This window comes from Frigoribacterium sp. CF331, from assembly GCF_057787905.1.
Map to the genome: position 1 here is coordinate 442,471 of NZ_CM173545.1, position 21,426 is coordinate 463,896.

Sequence of the window (21,426 nt, forward strand, 5' to 3'; positions counted from 1 at the left end):
GTCTGTCGTCCGGACGGGTGGGGTGGGTTCTCGTCGCTGAGCGTCGGGGGCGGCCGCCGGGGCGGCGTCCAGCGCCGCCTGGCGTGCCCTGAGGCCTGCGAACAATCCCCTTCTCTTCTTCGGACGTCCGTCGTTGTCTGTGTTGTCGTTCACCACTTGCGGTGCGCTCCTCGCCCCGCCGAGGCCATGCCGTCGGCAGGAATTCTCGTGTCGTGGCCTGGCGGTGACGTCGCACCTGCCCCTGACCACCGCGCCCTCTCACGGCGCGCCTTGTCGGACACGTCACGTTCGGTCACCCGGGGTGTCGACCGACCTGCGGTCGTCGCCCTCGATGTCGTTCGTCGACGTGCTGTTCTTCGTGTCGCCTTGCTGGTTCGGAACTGGCCATCCGACGGTGAGCGCCTGCGCTCTGGCCCGGTTTCCGCTCGACCTGGTCGACACCGCGATCTCTCGCGTGACGACGGCGGCCGGCACTGCCCGGTAAGCCTGGATCTCGGGGCCTGGGCCCCACGACTGGCTCGATTATCGCACGCCCGGGGGCCCTCTGGGTCGAGCCGAGGTCGAGTCGGGCCGTGCGATACTGCTGACCGTGACCGTCGAGACGCCCCGGGCCGTGACCCTGCCCACCGGCCGCACCCCGTTCGTCACGGCCGTCCTGCTCGTCGTCGCCGGTCTCGGCGGCCTGCTCGGGGCGTTCGCCCTCACGCTCGACAAGTTCCGGCTGCTCGAGAACCCGGGCGCGGCGCTCGGCTGCGACGTCAACCCGTTCGTGGGCTGCTCACCGGTCATCGCGAGCTGGCAGGCGTCCCTCTTCGGCTTCCCGAACCCGATCCTCGGCCTCGTCGGCTTCGCCGCTCCCGTCGCCGTGGGCCTCGGGCTGCTCGCCGGCGCCCGCTTCGCCCGGTGGTTCTGGTGGGCCTTCAACGTCGGCCTGCTGCTCGCCTGGGTCTTCGTCACGTGGCTGTTCACCCAGACGGTGTTCGTCATCGGCGCCCTCTGCCCGTGGTGCATGCTCGTCTGGCTCGTCACCATCCCGCTCTTCTGGGTCTTCACGGTCTGGGCGGCCGCCCGGGGCGTGACCGTCCGCGAGGGCGGGCTCCAGCGGGTCGCCGCGAGGTTCCTGCCGTACTCGTGGGTGCTGCCGGTGCTGAACTACGTCGTCGTCGCCACGACGATCGTCGTGGTGTTCCCCCTGCTGCTGCCGACGCTGTTCGGCTGACGACGGCCGGCTGACGCCGCCTGGCCGCCTCGCGCCTCCCCTCGTCCCCCGTGATGCCTCCACCCGCCGTCGCCCGGCGCACCCAGGTCGTTCTCAGCGGAATCAAGGACGACCTCGGCACCCTGTCCTGACGACCCCCGGACCACGACGAGGACTGATGACTCCACCCAACGACTCCCCCGCCACCAAGAAGGAGCGCCGAGAGGCGGCCCGAGAGAAGGCCCGCATCACGCGCGAGGCCGAGGCCCGTCGGCGCCGGCGCAACAAGTGGCTGGTGCAGGGCGGCCTCGTCCTCGGCGTCGTGGCGGTGCTCGCGATCGTGGGGCTCGTCATCTCGCAGTCGATCAAGCCGGCCGGCCCCGGTCCGGCCAACATGGCGAGCGACGGCCTGCTCCTCGAAGGGTCGAACGGGGCGGTCAAGGCCGTGTCGAGCAGCGCCCTCGCCGCCGACGCGACCCCGACGCCCGCCCCGAGCGCCTCGGGCGACGTCCCGTCGATCGTGGTCTACCTCGACTACATGTGCCCCTACTGCGGCCAGTTCGACACGACGAACGCCGCCCAGCTCGAAGAGGCCGTCTCGAGCGGTGCCGCCACGCTGGCGATCCACCCCATCGGGTTCCTCGACAACGCCTCGCAGGGCAGCCGGTACTCGACGCGGGCGGCCAACGCCTTCGCGTGCGTGGCGAACTACGAGCCCGACAAGGCCCTCGACGTCAACACCGCCCTGTTCGCGCAGCAACCCGAAGAGAACACGCGGGGCCTGACGAACGACGAACTCGTCACGCTGGTGCAGGGCGCCGGGGCGACCGACGACCAGATCGCCTCGTGCATCACGGGTGGCGACTTCGAGGACTGGGTCGCCTCGGCCACCCAGCGCGCCCTCAACGACCCCATCCCGAACTCGTCGCTCGCGAAGCTGTCGAGCACGCCGCTCGTCCTCGTGAACGGCCAGCAGTACCAGGGATCGCTCACCGACGCGAGCGCGTTCGCCCAGTTCGTCGCCGAGGTCCAGGGCGGCCAGCCGACCGACGACACCAGCACCGGCGAGACCGAGGGGTCGACGGCGACGCCGACCCCCTGAGCGCGCGACCGGCGCGGACGACCGAGCCCGCGCCTCCTGATCGACTCAGGAGGCGCGGGCTCGGTCGGTCACTCCCGGCTCAGAACCAGAGGGCCAGCTCGCGCGCGGCGCTCTCGACGCCGTCGCTGCCGTGCACGAGGTTCTGCTGCACCTTGAGGCCCCAGTCGCGCCCGAGGTCACCGCGGATGGTGCCGGGGGCCGCGGTCGTCGGGTCGGTCGTGCCGGCCAACGAGCGGAAGCCCGCGATGACGGAGTCGCCGGCGATGCGCAGCGCGACGGTCGGGCCGCTCTGCATGAACTCGACGAGCGGCTCGTAGAAGGGCTTGCCGACGTGTTCTTCGTAGTGCTTCGCGAGCAGGTCGCGGTCGGCCTGCACGAGGCGGACGTCGACGAGCGAGTACCCCTTGGCCTCGATGCGGCGGAGGATCTCGCCGGTCAGGCCGCGGGCGACGCCGTCGGGCTTGACGAGGACGAGGGTTTCTTCGAGATCGGACATTGCTCCTCTTTCGGTGGGTGGCGGATGGCTGCCGGGAGGGTGACCCGGCGGGCGGGTGGTGCGAGGCGCGGTCAGGCCGCGTCGCCGGGCGTCTCACGCAGTCGGGCCGCGTTCATGCGGTCGAGCTGCGTGCCCTTGACGAGGCAGTAGGTCCAGATCGCGACGAAGAGGGCGGCGACGACGAACATGACCGGGTCGAGGAACCCGCACGCGACGAGGCCGAGCTGAACGAGCCACCCCAGGGCGACGCCCCAGCGCCAGCGCAGGGTCTGCGAGATCAGCAGCGTCAGCACGATGGCACCGAAGCCGCAGCCCCAGGCCACGCCGGCGGGCAGCAGCTGTCGTCCGAACACGACGAGCGTGACGAAGAACAGGGTCATGGCCTCGAGCACCAGGACGATCGAGAGCAGGCTCTCGACGGCTCCCCGACGCCGGCGAGGACGCGGGGGCCGACCGGTCGCACCGGCGCCCGCGGGGGGCGGCGCCGTCGTCACGACAGGCCCTCGGGCTGCTGCGACAGGGCGATGACGTCACCGACCAGGGTGATCGACCCCGTGACGACGACGCCGCCGGGCTCGTCGCCCTCGACCTCGTCGGCCAGGTCGCGGGCGGTGCGAAGCGCGGCCACGAGGTCGGTCTCGACCACGACGCGGTCGGCCCCCACGACGCCCACCGCGATGGCGGCGAGCTCGTCGGCGTCGATCGACCGGTCGGACTGCGAACTGGTCACGACGAACTGGGTGACCGTGGGCGCCAGGGCGCGCACGATGCCCGCCGCGTCCTTGTCGGCGAGCACGCCGAGCACGGCGACGACGCCCCCGAACTGGAAGTAGTCGTCGAGCGCCTTCGCGAGGGCGCGGGCGCCGTGCGGGTTGTGCGCGGCGTCGACGAGGATGGTGGGTTCGTTGGCCACGATCTGCAGCCGGCCGGGTGAGGTCGCGCTCGCGAGGCCCTCGGCGAGGACGTCGTGGTCGAGCGGCTGCGACCCTCCGCCGAGGAAGGACTCGACCGCGGCGACGGCCACGGCCGCGTTCTGGGCCTGGTGGTCGCCGAACTGCGGCAGCAGCAGGTCGTCGTACCGACCCGCGAGCCCGCGGATCGTCACGACCTGGCCGCCGACGGCGACGGTCGTCGACTCGACGCCGAAGGCCGTGCCCTCGACGCTCAGCGACCCCTCGCTCAACTCGACGGCGCGTTCGATCTCGGCCAGCGCCTCCGGTGTCTGCGAGGCCGACACGACGGCCGCGGTCGGCTTGACGATGCCGGCCTTGGTCCGGGCGATCTCGGCCACGGTCGACCCGAGCCGGGCCTGGTGGTCGAGGGCGATCGGGGTGAAGACCGCGACCTGCCCGTCGGCGACGTTGGTGCTGTCCCACTCGCCACCCATGCCGACCTCGAGCACGACGACGTCGGCGGGGGCGTCGGCGAAGCACGCGAACGCCAGCACCGTCAGGGCCTCGAAGAAGGTCAGGGCCGGCTCCCCGGAGGACTCGAGGTCGGTGTCGACCATCGTCAGGTAGGGCTGGATGTCGTCCCAGTTGGCGACCAGACGCTCGTCGCTGATCGGCTCGCCGTCGACGACGATTCGCTCGTTCAGGCGCACCAGGTGCGGGCTCGTCATGAGCCCGGTGCGCAGGCCGTGCGCCCGCAGGATGCTCTCGATCATGCGGCTGGTCGACGTCTTGCCGTTCGTCCCCGTGAGGTGGATGACGGGGTACGCCCGCTGCGGGTCGCCCAGCAGCTCGACGGCGCGTCGGGTCGGCTCGAGTCGCGGCTGGGGCGCCTGCTCGCCGATCCGCGCGAGCAGCTCGTCGTACACGCGACGGGCGCCCTCGGCGAACTCGTCGCCCGCGTCGGCGGCCCGGTCGTCGTTCTTCGGGGTCATGCGCGTCGCACCTCCACGACGACGGCCGAGCCGGGGCCCGATCCGACGACGGTCTTCTCGGGCCGGTCGCCCACGCCCTCGTGGACGTCGACGGTCAGCTCGGTGGTCAGGGTCTCGCGAGAGATCAGCCCGCGGTGGGCCTCGACGGCCTCGGCCGCCGCGGCGTCGGTCGTCAGCCTGGTCGCGATGCGGTCGGACACGTCGAGGTCGGCGACCTTGCGGGCCTGCTGGACGGCCCGGACGACGTCTCGCGCCAGCCCCTCGGCCTCGAGCTCGGGCGTCGTCGCGGTGTCGAGCAGCACGAAGCCGCCGTCACCGACGAACGAGAGCGCGCTCGACGAGTCGGCGACGGCCAGTTCGAGGCTGAACTCGCCCGGCAGCAGTTCGACCCCGCCGACGACGACGTTCTCGCCCGCGGGCTGCCAGTCGCCCTTCTTCGCGGCGGGGATGACCTGTTGGACCTGCCGGCCGATGCGCGGACCGGCGGCCCGCGCGTTGACCGTGAGCTTGCGGGTGACCCCGTACTCGCCGAGGCTCTCTTCCGTCAGCTGGGTCACCACGACCTCCTTGACGTTCAGCTCGTCGCGCACGATGTCGGCGAACGCCTCGAGGGCGGCCGGGTCGGGCGTGACCACCGTCAGCCTCGCCAACGGCAAGCGCACCCGCAGCCCCTGGGCCTTGCGCAGCGCCAGTCCGCTCGAGGCGACGGCACGCACGGCGTCCATCGCGTCGACGAGGGCGTCGTCGGCGGGGAACGCCGAGGCGTCGGGCCAGTCGGTCAGGTGGACCGAGCGCCCGCCGGTGAGGCCCGTGTAGACCTCGTCCGCGACGAGCGGGGCGAGGGGCGCCGCGACCCGGGTGAGCGTCTCGAGCACCGTGTACAGGGTGTCGAAGGCGTCCGGGTCGTCGCCCGACCAGAAGCGTTCACGCGACCGACGGACGTACCAGTTGGTGAGCACGTCGGCGAAGTCGCGCAGCGTCGCCGTGGCGAGGGGCGTGTCGAGGGCGTCCAGCGCCGCCTGCACGTCGGTGACCAGGAGGCGCGTCTTCGCCAGCAGGTACCGGTCGAGGACGTCGCTCGAGTCGGTGCGCCACTGCGCGTCGTACCCCGCGGCGGCGTGGCGACCCGCGCCTCCTGACGCGGCGTTGGCGTAGAGCGAGAAGAAGTACCAGGTGCTCCAGAGCGGCAGCAGGAACTGCCGGACGCCCTCGCGGATGCCCTCTTCGGTGACGACGAGGTTGCCCCCGCGGATGACCGAGCTCGACATGAGGAACCACCGCATGGCGTCGGCCCCGTCGCGGTCGAAGACCTCGCTGACGTCGGGGTAGTTGCGCAGGCTCTTCGACATCTTCTGGCCGTCGGAGCCGAGCACGATGCCGTGGCTGACCACGTTCGAGAAGGCCGGACGGTCGAACAACGCCGTCGACAGGGTGTGCAGCGTGTAGAACCAGCCGCGGGTCTGGCCGATGTACTCGACGATGAAGTCTGCGGGGCTGTGCTCGTCGAACCACCGCTCGTTCTCGAACGGGTAGTGGACCTGCGCGAACGGCATCGATCCGCTGTCGAACCACACGTCGAGCACGTCCTCGATGCGGCGCATGGTGCTCTGCCCCGTCGGGTCGTCGGGGTTCGGCCGCGTGAGCTCGTCGATGTAGGGGCGGTGCAGGTCCGGTTCGCCGTCGGCGTTCGTCGGCAGGCGGCCGAAGTCGGCCTCCATCTCGGCGAGTGACCCGTAGACGTCGACGCGCGGGTAGGCGGGGTCGTCGCTCTTCCACACCGGGATCGGCGAACCCCAGAAGCGGTTGCGCGAGATGGACCAGTCGCGGGCACCGGCCAGCCACTTGCCGAACTGGCCGTCCTTCACGTTGTCGGGCACCCAGGTGACCTGCTGGTTGAGGTCGACCATGCGGTCGCGGAACTCGGTGACGCGCACGAACCAGCTCGACACCGCCTTGTAGATGAGCGGGTTGCGGCAGCGCCAGCAGTGCGGGTAGCTGTGCTCGTAGCTGGCGAGGCGCACCAGGCGGCCGTCGGCCCGCAGGCGCTGCACGAGGGTCTTGTTGGCGTCGAACACCTGCACCCCGGCCACGCCCAGCTCGTCGAACATCGGCAGGAATCGCCCGCCGTCGTCGACCGAGACGATCACGGGGATGCCGGCGGCCGCGCAGACCAGCTGGTCGTCCTCGCCGTAGGCGGGGGCCTGGTGCACGATGCCGGTGCCTTCGCCCGTCGCCACGTAGTCGGCGACCAGCACGCGCCAGGCGTTCTCGGTGCCCCAGGCGTCCGTGTCGGCGTAGACGTCCCAGATGCGGTCGTACTCGACGCCCTCGAGCTCGGCTCCCGTGAAGGTCGCGGTCACGGCGGCTGCGGCGGCCTCGGGAGTGTCGTAACCGAGGTCTCGTGCGTAGGCGGCGAGCGTGTCGGCCGCGAGCAGGAACACGCTGCCCGTCAACAGCTCTTGGTCTCCGGTGCGTTCACCGGGCAGCAGGGCGTGCGGGACGGCGACGTACTCGATGCCGGGCCCCACGGCGAGCGCCAGGTTGGTCGGCAGGGTCCACGGGGTGGTGGTCCAGGCGAGCGCCTCGACGCCGGTCAGGCCGAGCGCCTCGGCCTTGGCCCCGACCAACGGGAACGCGACGGTGACGGTCTGGTCCTGGCGCGTCTTGTAGACGTCGTCGTCCATGCGCAACTCGTGGGTCGACAGGGGGGTCTGGTCGTGCCAGCAGTAGGGCAGCACCCGGAACCCCTCGTAGGCCAGGCCCTTGTCGTGCAGCTGCTTGAAGGCCCAGACGACGCTCTCCATGTAGTCGACGTCGAGGGTCTTGTAGTCGTTCTCGAAGTCGACCCAGCGGGCCTGCCGGGTGACGTACCGCTGCCACTCGTCGGTGTACTGCAGCACCGAGCGGCGGGCGGCGGCGTTGAACACGTCGATGCCCATGTCGACGATCTCGTGCTTCTCGGTCAGCCCGAGCTGGCGCATGGCCTCGAGCTCGGCGGGCAGCCCGTGGGTGTCCCAGCCGAAGCGTCGGTGCACCTGCTTGCCGCGCATCGTCTGGTACCGCGGGAAGACGTCCTTGGCGTAGCCGGTCAGCAGGTGGCCGTAGTGCGGCAGGCCGTTGGCGAACGGCGGGCCGTCGTAGAAGACCCACTCGGTGCACCCCTCGCGGGCGCGGACCGACTCGGCGAAGGTGTCGTCGCGCTTCCAGGCCGCGAGGACTCCGGTCTCGATCTCGGGGAATCGCGGCGAGGCGGGGACGCCGGTGGCGTCGGAACCCTTGGGGTAGGTCATCGGTTCTCCAGGTCGTGCGGTGGGTCGCCCCCGCTGTTCCGGCCGAGGGACCTTCTGACCACGAGGACGCCGTCCGGGTGCGTGACCCGGGGGCGCGGTACCACCCCGCTTGTCACCGACCCCGCCCTCTCGGACGGTGACCGTGACCGCTCTGCTCCGGCTGTGACGGGCCTGCCCCGCCCGGTTCTACCGACGACCACCGGGCCGTGGCCCGCCGGTCGCTTTCTTCCGGGTGCTCCCCGGTGATGGCCGGATCGACGCGTGTCCGATCCTACCGTCAGAGCCGAGGAGGCGCGAGGCCGACGCGAGGAGCAGGATCGAGGCCATGTCCTCCACCCCGTCCGCCCCGCCGGCCAAGCCCGAGAGCACGGTCACCGTGATCGTGGCGTTCCTCGCCAACCTGCTGATCGCCGTCGCCAAGACGGTCGCCGCGTTCCTGACGGGGTCGGCCTCGATGGTCGCCGAATCCGCGCACTCGTGGGCGGACACCGGCAACGAGATCTTCCTGTTCATCGCCGACAAGCGCGGCGTCAAGCGCCGCGACGACGCCCACCCGCTCGGCTACGGCAAGGAGACGTACGTCTGGTCGATGTTCGCGGCCTTCGGCCTGTTCACCGTGGGCGCCGTCGTCTCGATCCAGCACGGCATCTCGCAGCTCACCGCCGACGAAGAGGCCGAGGACTACCTGATCAACTACGTCGTGCTCGCGATCGCGTTCGCGCTCGAGGGCACGTCCTTCCTGCAGGCCTTCCGACAGGCCAGGGGTTCGGCCCGCGAGCGGCGCACCCCGACCCTCCGCTTCGTCCTGCGCAGCTCGAACTCGACCCTGCGGGCCGTCTTCGCCGAGGACGCGGCCGCCCTGGTCGGACTGCTCATCGCGTTCCTCGGCATCTTCCTGCACCAGATCACCGGATCGGCGGTGTTCGACGCCGTGGGGTCGATCGCCGTCGGCGTGCTGCTGGGCGTCGTCGCCCTCGTGCTGGTCGACCGCAACCGCAGGTTCCTCGTCGGCGAGAGTCCGTCGGACGAACTCGAGTCGACCGTCCTCGAGCGCCTCCTGGCCCGCCCCGAGATCGCCCGCGTGACCTACCTGCACACCGAGTTCGTCGGCCCCGGCCGGCTCTACCTGGTCGCCGCGGTCGACATGACCGGCGACGATCGCGAGGAGCACGTCGCCGTGGCACTGCGGCGGGTCGAGCGGGAGCTCGAGGACCACGACGCCGTCGAGGAGGCCGTGCTGACCCTCTCCACGCCGGACGAGCCGAGCCTGACGCCCGCGGGGGCGTCCGACCCGGCTCGTCGTTGACGGTCGCGCGGCGGCTCAGCCCCGGGAGGCGCGACGCCGGGTGACGAGGACGGTCGCGGCCCCGAGGCCCACCAGCACCAGCCCGGCCAGGCCCGCCCACGGCGCCGACTCGGACGCGCCCGTGTAGGCCAGGCCCGTGGCGCTCGTCACGGCACGGACCGGCAGCCCGGAGCCGGTCGCCACCACGACCGGCGTCACGCCCGGGCCACCCGTCCCGGCCGGCACCTCGGCCGGCGCACCGACCGAGTAGGCGACCGTGTCCGCGCCGGCCGAGACCACCGGGGCCGTGAAGGCCGGGTCGTACTGCACCGCCGTGAAGACGTAGTCACCCGGCAGCTCGGCTCCGTAGATCTTCCAGGTCCCGTCCGCGCCGACCACGATCGGGAAGTCGTAGCCCGGGATCGGCTCGGTCGCGACGACGGCGAGGAAGTCGTCGACCTCGGCACGGGTGCCCGAGAAGGGCAGCAGGAACGCGCCGGGCTCCCCGGTGCCCTCGAAGACGGTGTCGACGTAGCCGGGAGCCAGGTCGGACGCCTGCTCGAACCGGTCGCCTGCCCGGGGCGACAGGACGACGGGCGCCGCGAGGCGGTCGCGGGCCTCGACGACGAAGGTCCCCCCCAGGGCGTTCGGCGACGTCCGCGTGGTGACCGCGTCGACCACGACGTCCTGGATCGCACCGAGGGTCCAGGTCCCGACGGGCACCCGGACGGTGGCGGCCCACCGGCCGGCCTCGTCGACCGGGACGGATCCGTCGTAGTCGACGTCGGTCCCGTCCGCGGCGACGGCCGCCAGCCGCACGCGGGCACCCGGCTCACCACCCCCGGTCACGGCGACGGCGGCCTCTCCTCCCCCGAGGGCCGCGAACCGGTCGCCGGCCGCCGGTCCGTCGAGCGTGGGTGCCGGGAGCGTCACGGCGACGGCCCGGAACTCGACCGGAGTCGACGCGGGCGAGTCCTCGCTGGCGCGCTCACCGGCGGGGTCGACGAGGTGCTGCGTGGTCGTCACCGACCAGTCCCCGCTCGCCAGCCTCGTGGTCGCGGTCCACCGGCCGGCGTCGTCGGTGCCGACCGTGACCGGACCGGCCGAGGCGCCGTCCGCCTCGAGGCGCTCGAAGGTGATCGTGACGACGGCGCTCGGGGCGGCGGTCCCCGCGACCGTCACGGGGAGCGTGGACCCCTGGGCTCCCTCGGCCGTCGAGACCGAGACGAAGGCGTCGGGTGCCGGAGACTCCACGACGGGGGCCTCGGGTGCGACGAGGGCCGCCTGCTCGTCGGCCTCGACGTCGGCCTGCCCCTCGGACGCCGGCACCTCGTCGGCGGGCACGGCGGGCTCCTCGGTCGCCACGGGTGCCTCCGGGGCCGTCGCAGGCGCCTCCTCGGCCGGCGCGGACGCCTCCGGGGCCGTCGCGGGCGCCTCCTCGGCGGCCTCGGACGCCTCCGGGGTCGGCGTGACGGCGACCGGAGCCTGAGCCTCCTCGCCCCCGTCGGTCGAGACGAGGTCTCCCTGCGGGCGGGCGAGGTCGCCCCCCGACTCGACGGCCGGCTGGGCGAGTGCCGCCTGCCCGCTCAGTGCGATGCCCCCCAGGGCGATGACGATGGCCGTCGACAGCGCGGTGGCGGTCGACACGGTCTTCTTCATGAGTGTTGTCCTTGTCAGTGAGTCAGGGTGGGCCGGTCGCCCTGACCCACCCCGGGCCACCGGCCGTCGGCCCGGCGTTCCGGTCCGACACCAGTGACGCTAGCGACCCATGACGACGAATCCTCACGCCGTGACCGGTCCGTGACCGAAGGTCATCCGCAGGGGTGAGGCCCCCTCGTCCGCCGGACGGCGCGGTCGGTCGCGGTCTCCTCCTCGGGGCACGTCGTGACGCACCTCCGGGTGCGGTCTCGGGCGCGTCGACCGCGTACGACGAAGCCGGGCCCGACACCTCGAGAGGTGTCGGGCCCGGCCCGTGAGGGACGCTCGCGCGACCGGGGTCAGCCCCGGGAGGCGCGGCGCCGCGAGACGACGACGGCCGCCGCCCCGAGACCCACCAGCAGCATGCCGGCCAGCCCCGCGAGCGGTGCCGAGTCCGACGACCCCGTGTAGGCCAACGACGTCGGGGAGGTGCCCCGCACGGTCGTCGACACGGCGGGCACCACCGGGGCGGCCAGCGTGAAGGTCACCGGCACGCTCGCGTCCGAGATCAGCTCGACGCCCAGGCGGTCGTCGAGCTGGAAAGCGGCGAACGACCAGGTGCCGGGCCGCAACGAGGCGGTCGTGCTCCAGCGACCGTCCGATCCGACGACGACCGGGTCCAGTCCGGCCGAGGGGCGCTCCACCTCGGTGACCGGGATCTCTCCGCGCAGGGCTGCGGCGTACCGTTCGATGCCGCTCGTCCCGTCGTCGAAGAAGCCGTAGAGCGCGATGGACGCCCCCGGCGTACCGGTGCCCGTGATGTCGAACTCCAGGTAGCCCTCGGCACCAGGCCGCGGGTCGGGTCGTCCCGTGATCGTCGCACCGGCGCCCGGCGAGGTGACCACCGGTGCGTCCACGACGCCCGCCTCACTCGGCAGGACGGTGATGAGGGGCGAGAGGTTGGCGGCGGAGGACGCCGACTTGATGCCGGGGTGCGTGGGATAAGCCTCGAGGTCGACCTGCTTCGCCGCGATGCGCCAGACGCCCACGGGCACCGACAGCTCGGTCGCGAATCCGCCGTCACGGAACTCGTCCGCGACGACGGGCGCGAGGACCCGCGTGCCGTCCTCGCTGACCAAGGTCAGTTCGGCCCGGTACAGCGTGCCGGTCGTACCGGTCGTGAAGACGGTCGCGCGCTGCTCTCCGTCGACCTCCGCGTCGGCGACGTAGACCTCGTCGCCGGCCTGGTCGACGACGGCCCACTGCGGCAGGACCTGCGCGATCGCCTCGAAGCGCGTCACGGACGACTCGGCCGAGGGGTCGCTGTCGGCGAGGCCGTCGGCGTCGAGTGAGCGCTGCGTGGCCGTCGCGGCCCACCGACCGCCCTCGAAGCCGACCGTGACCGTCCAGGTGCCGTCCGATCCGACCACGGTGCTCACGTCCGCCTCGGTGGAGACGTCTGCCGCGGCGTCGTCGCGGACGAACGACAGGGCGACTTCGGCACCCGGCTGCCCGGTGCCCGCGAGGGCGACGGGCACGTCACCCTCGGTCGCCCCGTCCGCCGCCGTCACCTCGAGCGACTGCCCGTCGGCCGGAGACGTGATCACCGGAGCGGCCGGCGTCGCGGCGAGCGCCGCGACCGGCGCGGGCTCGGTCGTCGGCCCAGGGGTCGCCGGCACGGCCGCCTCGGGCATCGGCACCTCCTCGCCGACCCCGGCCGCACCGACGGCATCCGTCGCGTCCCCCGTGTCGTCCGCGGTGCCGGCGTCCGGCTCGGCTGATGGAGCCGTCTCGGCCACGGGGACCTCGTCGGTGACCGACGCGTCGTCGGCCGCCGCGTCGCCGGTCGCCGTGTCGCCGGTCGCCGCGTCGGCGCCCGGTGTCCCACCCGCTGCCGGGTCCACGGCGTCGGTCGACGGCGACGCCGTCTCGTGTCCGAGCGGCGCAGGGGCCGCGATCGCGGCCTGTCCGCTCAGGGCGACGCCCCCCAGGGCGATGGCGATGGCCGTCGACAACGCGGCGGCGCTCGACACGGTCTTCTTCATGCGTGACTTCCTCTTCGTGAGTCAGAGAGGACCGGCCCGCCCCGACCCACCCCGGACGCCCGATCGTCGGCCTGGTGATCCGAACCGACGAGTTCGACGCTATCGGCTCGTACCGAGCTTCCCTCACTCCGTGACCCGTTCGTTGCGCGAGATCATCCGCTGTGATGAGCGCGCCTCCACCCCCGGACGACCCCGTCGGGTCATCCACTCGTTCGGGGGGTGAATCACGACCGTTCCTGCGTCGTTCGCAGCCGTTTCTTGGCCCCCTCGGATACCGTGAGGCGGTGCATGCAGTCATCAAGCTCGTGAGAGAGCACCCGTCCGCGGCGAGGTTCCTCGTCGTCGGGGGCATCGGCTTCGTGATCACGATGGCGATCAACTACGGGCTCAAGCTGTTCGTCATCCCGCAGCACCCGGTCACGGCTCTCGCACTGGGCATCGTCGTCGCGACGATCGTCTCGTACTGGATGAACAAGAAGTGGTCGTTCGACGACCGCGGTGAGAGGCACACCGCCCACGAGATGCTGCTGTTCGTCGTGGTCAGCCTCGTCGGCGTCGCCATCAACTCGGCGCCCGCCTACCTGTCCCGTTACGGGCTCGGCCTCGAGGTGCCGAACGTCTCCCGCGCGACCCAGGAGATCGCGGACTTCGTCAGCGGCCCGGTCATCGGCACGCTGTTCGCCATGGTCTTCCGCTACTGGGCCATGAACAAGTGGGTCTTCCCGAAGCGGGCCGAGATCGCCGACGTGCTCTCGCCCACGTCGCCGTCGACGTCACCGACGCCGACGGTCTAGGCCGAGCGCGCCTCCCGGGCCGCCAGTCCGTCGGCCACCGGTCCGACGGCAGCGGCGACGACCGACCCCAGGTCACCCCGCGACACCCCGGCCCTGGCCCAGGTGGCCACGGCCGCCGACGCGGCGGCGATCAGGGCCGACCCCACCACCTGGGCCGACAGGTCCGGCCGGTCGCGGCCGGTGCGCTCGGCCACGTACGACGCGACGACGGCCTGCTGCCGGACGAAGCGGACGGCCGCCGAGGCGACGAGGTCGTCGCCGAGGGCCATGGCCTCGGACTGGGTCAGGGCCCAGGGCACGCGCTCGGGGTCGTGCGCCTCGGCGAGGGCGACGAGCGCGGCCTCGACGGCGCGCACCGGCGAGAGCGACGAGGAGGCGCGCAACAGGTCGCCGAGGTCGGCCAGGCTCTGGTCGAGGTCGAGCCAGAAGAGGTCGGACTTCGCTTCGAAGTAGTTGAAGAACGTGCCCCGGCTGACGCCGGCGCGCCGAGCGATGTCGTCGACGGTCGTACGGGCGTAGCCGTTCTCGAGGAACAGCTCGGCGGCGGCGTCGGCCAGCATCTCGGCCGACGACCGTCGCGGTCGACCGACCGGCCGCCGCGGGCGGGTACCTGGGCCATCGGACATGGAGACCATCATGCCGCTAGACTCGACGGCGCACTTGTTGCACCCGGTCCACGAATGCCGCCCCGCACCGGGGCGCCTCGGACCGCCCCCGACCTCCCCGTCCCGTACGCACCCGATCCCCACGCCCGGAGTCCCATGCGCAGTCGCCTGCCCGCCCTGATCGCCGCCACCGCCGCGGCGGGCCTCGTGCTCGCCGGGTGCACCAGCGGGGGCGATCCCGACGCCTCGTCCACACCGGTCGCGGGCGGGACGCTCACCTACGCGTCGGGGGACGCCGAGCCCACCTGCCTCGATCCGCACGTCGGGGGCAACTACCCGCAGGCGCTCGTGTCGACCCAGTACCTCGAGTCCCTCGTCTCGAAGGACGCGAACGGCGACGTCGTGCCGTGGCTGGCCGACTCGTGGGAAGAGGCCGACGACGGCCTGAGCTGGACCTTCACGCTCAAGGACGGCGTCACCTTCACCGACGGCACCCCGTTCGACGCCGCAGCCGTGGCCGCCAACGTCGCCCACCTGCAGGACCCCACGACCCTCTCGTCCACCGGGTACCTCGCCCTCGGCAAGGTCACGGGCGTCGAGGCGGTCGACGACCGGACGGCCCGCTTCGACCTGAGCGCGCCCGACAGCGCACTGCTCGAGTCGCTCTCGCAGCCGTGGCTCGCCATGGAGTCCCCCGAGGCCCTGACCCGCACGCAGGAGGTCAACTGCGAGTCGCCGGTCGGCACCGGGCCGTTCGTCGTCGACTCGTGGACGAAGCAGCAACAGGTGGTGCTCACCCGCAACGACGACTACACGTCGCCACCGGCCGACGCCGGGCACCAGGGTCCGGCCTACCTCGACGAGATCGTCTGGCGATTCATCCCCGACTCGGCGTCCCGCTACGCCGCCCTCCAGGCCGGCCAGGTCGACGTGATCGACAACGCCCAGCCCGACACCCTCGTCGCCGCCGCGAAGGACGACTCGCTGGACGAGATCGACGCCCCCCGGCCCGGCGCCTCCAACCGCATCGAGCTCAACGCCGGCAAGGCACCGTTCGACGACCCGGCCGTCCGCGAAGCGTTCATCCGGGGCGTCGACGTCGACTCCGGCATCGACTCGCTCTTCTTCGGCACGGCGAAGCGGTCCTACAGCCCGCTCTCGAGCGTCGAACCCCTGGCGTTCTCGGACGAGTCACTCTTCGACGTCGACGCCGACGCGGCGAACGACCTGCTCGACCAGGCCGGCTGGACCACCCGCGACGCGGACGGGTACCGCACGAAGGACGGCGTGCGCCTCGCCGCGACCTTCCCGGTCAGCACGAACCAGTCGATCCCCGCCGAGCAGTCGCTCTTCGAACAGGTGCAGGCCGGCGCGAAGGACCTCGGCTTCGCCGTCACCCTCGAGCCCCTCGACCTGTCGAGCTGGTACGGCGCCCTCGCCGCGAACGAGTACGACCTGGTCAGCGCGCCGTACACGAAGGTCGGTCCCGACGTCCTGCGCATCCTCTACGACAGCGCCGGCATCACCCCGGCCCCGAGCGGCTACTTCGCCAACCTGTCCCAGACGGACGACCCGGCCCTCGACGACCTGCTGACCCGCGCCTCCGAGACCAGTGACGCCGACGAACGGGCCGACCTCTACCAGCAGGCCCAGCAGACCATCCTCGAGGGGTGGCACGTGTTGCCGCTCTACGACCAGCAGAACCACTACCTCGTGCGCTCGGAGGTCCAGGGGGTCCGCGCCCTCCCGACCGTCCAGGCCCCGACCATGTACGACGCCTACAAGGCGAGCTGACCGGGGTGCGGCCGGGGCGGTGGCGACGGGCCGGGCGGTGGCTGGTCGGCCGCCTGCTGGGTGCGGTCTTCGTGCTCTGGGCGGTCGCCACCCTGATCTTCTTCGCGATCCGCCTCGTGCCGGGCGACCCCGCCGAGGCCATCCTCGGCGGGCCGGGGTCCCAGGCGTCGGCCGAGGCGCTCGACACGGTGCGCCGGCAGTACGGTCTCGACCAGCCCCTGCTGGTGCAGTACCTCGCGCAGCTCGGCAGGCTCGCGACCGGCGACCTGGGCACCTCGTACTCGCTGCGGACCGACGTCGGCCGACTGCTGCTCGACCAACTGCCCGGCACGATCGGCCTCGCGCTGCTGTCGCTCGTCGTGGCCTGGCTCCTGGCGATCGGCACGGCCTGGTGGGCGACCCTCAGCGGCCGGGTCGCCGCGACGGTCTCGTCCGGGCTCGAGGTGGTCGCCTCGGCGGTGCCGCACTTCTGGCTGGCGAGCCTGCTGATCCTCGTCTTCAGCACCGGCCTCGGCTTGCTGCCCCCGGTGAGCACGGGCACGCCCGCCGGGCTCGTGCTGCCGGTCGTCACCCTCGCGATCCCCGTCGCCGGGTTCCTCGGCCAGGTCACCCGCGACTCGCTGCTCGACGCGGCCGCGACGCCGTTCGCGATCTCGGCACGGGCGCGGGGCGAGAGCCCGTCCGGGCTGTTCTCCCGCCACCTGCTGCGCCACGCCGCCCTGCCCGGACTCGCCCTGTCGGGGTGGGCGTTCGGCTCGTTGCTGAGCGGCGCCGTCGTCGTCGAGTCGGTGTTCGCCCGCCCGGGCCTCGGCCGCACCCTGCTGGGCGCGGTCACCCTGCGCGACATCCCGCTCGTCACCGGGGTCGCCCTCGTCTCGGCCCTGGCCTACGTCGTGGTCGTCGCGCTCGGCGACCTGGCCGAGCGGGCCGTCGACCCCCGGGGGCGTGCGACGTGACCGTGCTGCCCGACCTGCCCCGGGGTGACGGGCCGACCCGCGCCTCCTCGTCCCGCACCCGCCGGCGGCGCCCACCCCTCGGCGCGGCCGAGACGGTGGCCGCGGCCCTGTTGCTGCTCGTCGTCCTGATGGCCGTCGCGCCGGGACTGCTGGCCCCCGCCGACCCGCTCGCGGTGTCCCCGGGCGACGCCTTCGCCGGCCCGTCGCTCGCCCACCCTTTCGGCACCGACGAGTCGGGGCGCGGCGTGTGGACCCGCGTCGTGCACGGAGCCGGCGCCTCGCTCACCATCGGGCTGGTCGCCACGGTCGTCGGCACCGGCCTCGGCACGGCGCTCGGGGTGCTGGCGGGTCTCGGGGGCCGCGGGTGGGCCGGGCGCGCGACCGACGCCGGCGTCAGCCGGGTGCTCGAGGTGCTCTTCGCCCTTCCCGGCCTGCTGCTCGCGCTCGTCGTCATCGCCTTCACCGGCCCGGGCGCCGTGCCCGCGACGATCGCCGTGGGCCTCGCCACGGCGCCGGGGTACGCCCGCATCGTGCGCAGCCAGGTGGCCGCCGTCCGCCGGTCGCCGATGGTCGAGGCCGCGACCGTGCTCGGCCGACGACCGGCCGTCGTGCTCGTGCGCCACGTGCTGCCGAACGCGCTGGCGCCGGTCGTCGTGCTCGCGACGCTGGGCCTCGGCCAGGCCGTCGTCTGGGCGTCGTCGCTGAGCTACCTCGGTCTCGGGTCGCCTCCGCCGGCGCCGGAATGGGGAGCCATGCTGTCGGCCGGCCGCACCTACCTCGCGATCGCCTGGTGGATGACCGTCTTCCCGGGTCTCGCCGTGGTCGTGACGGCCGCCTCCGCGACCGTGCTCGGTCGTGGGCTCGCCCGTCGCGGCCGGGGAGGTCGGCCGTGACCGCGACCCCCTCGGGCCCCGCGGCCCCGCACGGCGACGGGCGCCGCGCCTCCTCGGACGACCTCGTCGTCGAGCACCTGCACGTCGCCTTCGACGGGGTCACGGCCGTCGACGACGTGTCGTTCTCGCTCCGCCCCGGCGAGTGCGTGGCCCTCGTCGGCGAGTCCGGGTCGGGCAAGAGCGTGACCGCCAGGGCCCTGCTGGGACTGACCGGAGGCACGGTGGGCGCCGACGTGCTCCGGCTGGGCGACGACGACCTGCTGACGCTGACCGAGCGGGGCTGGCGACGGCTGCGCGGCCCGCGCGTCGGTCTCGTCCTGCAGGACGCCCTGGTCTCGCTCGACCCGCTGCGCCCCGTCGGGCGTGAGATCGACGACGCGCTGCGGCTGCACACCCGGCTGTCGGCCGCCGAGCGTCGGGCCCGCGTGCTCGAGGTGCTGACCGAGGTCGGGATGCCCGACCCCGAGACGCGTCGGGGGCTCCGCTCGGGCGAGCTGTCGGGGGGCCTGCGTCAGAGGGCACTCATCGCGGCGGCCCTCGCGCTGCGCCCCGGCCTGATCGTCGCCGACGAGCCCACGACGGCGCTCGACTCCGAGGTGCAGCGCGTCGTCGTCGACCGGCTCGCCGCCCTGCGCGACGACGGGACGGCCGTCCTCGCCATCAGTCACGACCTCGGCGTGGTGCGTCGCCTGGCCGACCGGGTCGTCGTCCTGCGCGACGGAGTCGTGGTCGAGCAGGGGCCCACGGCGCGCGTGCTCGACTCCCCCGAGGCCGACCACACGCGGATGCTCGTCGCCGCCCTGCCCGGCGGGGTGCCGCGCGGGCGCCGTCTGTCGACGCCCGGCACCCGGGCGGCGGGAGGCGCGCGCGGCTCGGCCCCGGACCCCGCGAGCACCCCTCCCCCGTCAGGAGGCGCGCGCGGTTCGGCGACGGATGTCACGGCCCCGCCGGTCCTCGTCGCCACGGACCTCCGCCGGGTCTTCGCCGGCCGCCGCGGCCCCGACCGGGTCGCCGTCGACGGCGTCTCGCTCACGCTTCACGCCGGCGAGACCCTCGGCCTGGTCGGCGCCTCGGGCTCGGGCAAGACCACGACCGCGCGCCTGCTGCTCGGCCTCGACGAACCCGACGACGGGACGGTGGACCTGCTCGGCGCCCGGTGGGCTCCGCTGCGCGAGCGGGACCGGCGTCCGCGCCGGGCCGACCTCGGCGCGATCTACCAGGACCCCTCGAGTTCGTTCGACCCGCGCTTCACGGTGGGCCGGGTGCTCGCGGACGCCCTGACGTCCGGTCGCCGGACGCGCCTCCGACCGGTCGAGGCCGAGGTCGTCGCCCTGCTGGGCCGGGTCGGGCTCCCGGCCGACACGGTCGGGCGCCGCCCCGACACGTTGTCGGGCGGCCAGCGCCAGAGGGTCGCGATCGCCAGGGCCCTCGCCCCGAGACCCCGGGTGATCGTCTGCGACGAGCCCGTCTCGGCTCTCGACCTCTCGGTGCAGGCACAGGTGCTCGACCTGCTCGACGACCTGCAGCGTCAGGACGGCCTGGCGTACCTCTTCATCTCGCACGACCTGGACGTGGTCGAGCACGTGTCCGACCGCGTCGCCGTGCTGCACGAGGGGCGGGTCGTCGAGCAGGGCGCCACGGCCGACGTCTTCGGTCGCCCGCAGCACGCCCACACGCGGGCCCTGCTCGCCGCCCGGCCGTAGTCGGCCCGGACGACGGGTCGGTCCGGCCCCGGACGGCGGGGTCGGCTCAGCCCCGGCGGGCGGCGTCGGCCTCGGCGGCCTTCGGGTCGACGACGTCGATCAGCCCGGACTGGGCCCACTCGAGCGCCCAGTCCGACTTCGCGACCTCGCTCGACTCGTCGGCGTAGGCCTCGACCAGTTCGCGCGCCTCGTCGTCGGTGGCGACCGACGGGCCCGAACCGAGCAGCGGCTCGTTGGCGGTCTCCTTCGTGAACCAGACGGCGACGAGGCCGATCACGGCCGCGGCCATCAGGTAGAAGGCCGGGATGTCGTGGGCCCACGAGAAGCCACGACCCTCGGCCCAGACGACGAGCGCCTCGGTCGCGAGCGGGGTGGTGCCGCCGAACAGCGAGACCGACACGTTGAACGCGATGGCCAGGGCGCCGTAGCGGATGATCGTCGGGAACAGCGCTGGCAGCGTCGAGGGCATCGTCGAGGTGAACGTGACGAGCACGAGGCCGAGCACCAGCAGGCCCACGAAGACGAGCGGCGTGCTCTCGGACTGCACGAGCTTGAGCGCCGGCCACGACAGCACCAGGAACCCGACGCAGCCGGCGAAGAGCACCGGTCGGCGGCCGAACCGGTCGCTGAGGCGCCCGCTGAACGTGATGACGATCATCATCAGCACCATCACGACGATGACGAGCAGCAGCCCCGAGGTCGCGCTGCGACCGAGCGTGTTGGTCAGGTAGGTCGGCATGTACGACAGCAGCATGTAGTCGGTCACGTTGAACACCAGCACGAGGCCGATGCAGACGATCAGCGCACGCCAGTTCTCGGCGAACAGCTTCACGAACGGCACCTTCGCGTGCTCGCGTCCGGCGGCTTCCTCCTGCTGCTTCTGGAACGCGGGCGTCTCCTCGAGCTTGAGCCGCAGGTAGAGCCCGATGAGGCCGAGGGGCCCGGCGATCAGGAACGGGATGCGCCAGCCCCAGGCGAGCAGCGCCTCCTCGCTCATGCCGAGCTGGAGGCCGGTGACCAGCGAGGCACCGAGCACGTAGCCGGCGAGCGTGCCGAACTCGAGCCACGAGCCCATGAAGCCGCGGCGCTTGTCGGGCGAGTACTCGGCGATGAACGTGGCCGCGCCTCCGTACTCGCCGCCGGTCGAGAAGCCCTGCAGCAGGCGGGCCAGCAGCAGCAGCACGGGCGCCCAGAGGCCGATCGTCGCGTACGACGGGATGAGCCCGATGGCCAGCGTGCCGGCGGCCATCAGGATCATCGTCAGCGCCAGCACCTTCTGCCGGCCGATGCGGTCGCCGAGTGGACCGAAGAACGCGCCACCGATCGGGCGCACGACGAACGCGGCGGTGAACGTGCCGAAGGTGAAGAGGATGTTCAGCGCGTCGTCGCCCGGCGGGAAGAACACCTGCGCGATGGTCGTCGTGATGTAGGCGTAGACGCCGAAGTCGAACCACTCCATGGCGTTGCCGAGCGCCGCGGCGCTCACCGCGCGCTTGAGCAGACCCTCCTCGACGACGGTGACGTCGTCGGTGGTGAGCGTGCGGCGGGCGGACTTCTTGCTGTCGTGCTTCTTGGCTGACATCAGGTGAGGCCTCCAGGTCGTCGGGCGGTGGACGTCGACCCCGGTGTCGGCAAAAACCCGTCGAGCCTACCAGGGCTGCCATGTCAGTACCAGTTCAGCGACTGCATCGGTGCAGCGACCGCACCGCCCGGGAGGCGCGGCGACGGTCCCCGAGGACGCC

The 21,426-nt window shown here is 72.8% G+C and carries 17 protein-coding genes; 9 read left to right on the forward strand and 8 right to left on the reverse strand.

Annotated features, from left to right (window positions below):
• Positions 1–301: 301 nt before the first annotated feature.
• The 3 genes from AC3CCI_RS02025 to AC3CCI_RS02035 all read left to right on the forward strand — a co-directional run bounded on the left by AC3CCI_RS02025 (position 302) and on the right by AC3CCI_RS02035 (position 2,300).
• On the forward strand, positions 302–484 hold the full coding sequence (locus AC3CCI_RS02025) for a hypothetical protein (RefSeq protein WP_354593393.1): 183 nt from the start codon (positions 302–304) through the stop codon (positions 482–484).
• 105 nt (positions 485–589) lie between these two features.
• Positions 590–1,219 carry a vitamin K epoxide reductase family protein gene (locus tag AC3CCI_RS02030; protein ID WP_488627952.1) on the forward strand — a complete coding sequence of 210 codons (630 nt, stop codon included), beginning with the start codon at positions 590–592 and terminating at the stop codon, positions 1,217–1,219.
• Between the two features lie 157 nt (positions 1,220–1,376).
• A complete protein-coding gene (locus AC3CCI_RS02035; RefSeq protein ID WP_488627953.1) occupies positions 1,377–2,300 on the forward strand; it encodes a DsbA family protein in 924 nt (307 codons plus the stop codon).
• 79 nt (positions 2,301–2,379) lie between these two features.
• Here AC3CCI_RS02035 and ndk read toward each other — a convergent pair whose 3' ends face one another.
• The 4 genes from ndk to ileS form a co-directional block, all read right to left on the reverse strand.
• Positions 2,380–2,796, reverse strand: a complete 417-nt coding sequence (gene ndk, locus AC3CCI_RS02040) for a nucleoside-diphosphate kinase (protein WP_488627954.1) — start codon at positions 2,794–2,796, stop codon at positions 2,380–2,382.
• 71 nt (positions 2,797–2,867) lie between these two features.
• Positions 2,868–3,290, reverse strand: a complete 423-nt coding sequence (locus AC3CCI_RS02045; RefSeq protein WP_488627955.1) for a DUF4233 domain-containing protein — start codon at positions 3,288–3,290, stop codon at positions 2,868–2,870.
• Positions 3,287–4,681: a bifunctional folylpolyglutamate synthase/dihydrofolate synthase gene (locus AC3CCI_RS02050; protein ID WP_354593398.1), complete on the reverse strand. Its 1,395-nt coding sequence runs from the start codon at positions 4,679–4,681 to the stop codon at positions 3,287–3,289. Before AC3CCI_RS02050 ends, AC3CCI_RS02045 begins: the two co-directional genes overlap by 4 nt.
• Entirely contained in the window at positions 4,678–7,971 is a 3,294-nt protein-coding gene (gene ileS / locus AC3CCI_RS02055) for an isoleucine--tRNA ligase (RefSeq protein ID WP_488627956.1), read from the reverse strand. Before ileS ends, AC3CCI_RS02050 begins: the two co-directional genes overlap by 4 nt.
• A 325-nt stretch (positions 7,972–8,296) precedes the next feature.
• On the opposite strand from ileS, the gene AC3CCI_RS02060 reads away from it, so the two are divergent.
• Positions 8,297–9,277: a cation diffusion facilitator family transporter gene (locus AC3CCI_RS02060; protein WP_488627957.1), complete on the forward strand. Its 981-nt coding sequence runs from the start codon at positions 8,297–8,299 to the stop codon at positions 9,275–9,277.
• A gap of 15 nt (positions 9,278–9,292) precedes the next feature.
• On the opposite strand, the gene AC3CCI_RS02065 is transcribed toward AC3CCI_RS02060, so the two are convergent.
• On the reverse strand, positions 9,293–10,915 hold the full coding sequence (locus tag AC3CCI_RS02065; protein WP_488627958.1) for a hypothetical protein: 1,623 nt from the start codon (positions 10,913–10,915) through the stop codon (positions 9,293–9,295).
• Positions 10,916–11,253: 338 nt separating this feature from the next.
• Positions 11,254–12,939, reverse strand: a complete 1,686-nt coding sequence (locus AC3CCI_RS02070; RefSeq protein WP_488627959.1) for a hypothetical protein — start codon at positions 12,937–12,939, stop codon at positions 11,254–11,256.
• 284 nt (positions 12,940–13,223) lie between these two features.
• Here AC3CCI_RS02070 and AC3CCI_RS02075 point away from each other — a divergent pair, with 284 nt between their 5' ends.
• On the forward strand, positions 13,224–13,733 hold the full coding sequence (locus AC3CCI_RS02075) for a GtrA family protein (protein ID WP_354593403.1): 510 nt from the start codon (positions 13,224–13,226) through the stop codon (positions 13,731–13,733).
• Here AC3CCI_RS02075 and AC3CCI_RS02080 read toward each other — a convergent pair.
• Positions 13,730–14,359, reverse strand: a complete 630-nt coding sequence (locus tag AC3CCI_RS02080) for a TetR/AcrR family transcriptional regulator (RefSeq protein WP_354593404.1) — start codon at positions 14,357–14,359, stop codon at positions 13,730–13,732. The genes AC3CCI_RS02075 and AC3CCI_RS02080 overlap by 4 nt on opposite strands.
• A gap of 135 nt (positions 14,360–14,494) precedes the next feature.
• On the opposite strand from AC3CCI_RS02080, the gene AC3CCI_RS02085 reads away from it, so the two are divergent.
• The 4 genes from AC3CCI_RS02085 to AC3CCI_RS02100 are packed head-to-tail and all read left to right on the forward strand — an operon-like array spanning position 14,495 to position 19,684.
• The gene (locus AC3CCI_RS02085; RefSeq protein ID WP_354593405.1) at positions 14,495–16,132 is read left to right on the forward strand and encodes an ABC transporter substrate-binding protein; all 1,638 of its coding nucleotides are present in this window, start codon (positions 14,495–14,497) and stop codon (positions 16,130–16,132) included.
• A gap of 5 nt (positions 16,133–16,137) precedes the next feature.
• A complete protein-coding gene (locus AC3CCI_RS02090) occupies positions 16,138–17,088 on the forward strand; it encodes an ABC transporter permease (protein WP_488627960.1) in 951 nt (316 codons plus the stop codon).
• A complete protein-coding gene (locus AC3CCI_RS02095; protein WP_488627961.1) occupies positions 17,085–17,981 on the forward strand; it encodes an ABC transporter permease in 897 nt (298 codons plus the stop codon). The genes AC3CCI_RS02090 and AC3CCI_RS02095 overlap by 4 nt, the downstream gene beginning before the upstream one ends.
• Entirely contained in the window at positions 17,978–19,684 is a 1,707-nt protein-coding gene (locus AC3CCI_RS02100; RefSeq protein ID WP_488627962.1) for a dipeptide ABC transporter ATP-binding protein, read from the forward strand. Before AC3CCI_RS02095 ends, AC3CCI_RS02100 begins: the two co-directional genes overlap by 4 nt.
• A gap of 46 nt (positions 19,685–19,730) precedes the next feature.
• Here AC3CCI_RS02100 and proP read toward each other — a convergent pair whose 3' ends face one another.
• Positions 19,731–21,266, reverse strand: coding sequence for a glycine betaine/L-proline transporter ProP (gene proP / locus AC3CCI_RS02105; protein WP_354593408.1), 1,536 nt, complete (start codon positions 21,264–21,266; stop codon positions 19,731–19,733).
• Positions 21,267–21,426 lie beyond the last annotated feature (160 nt).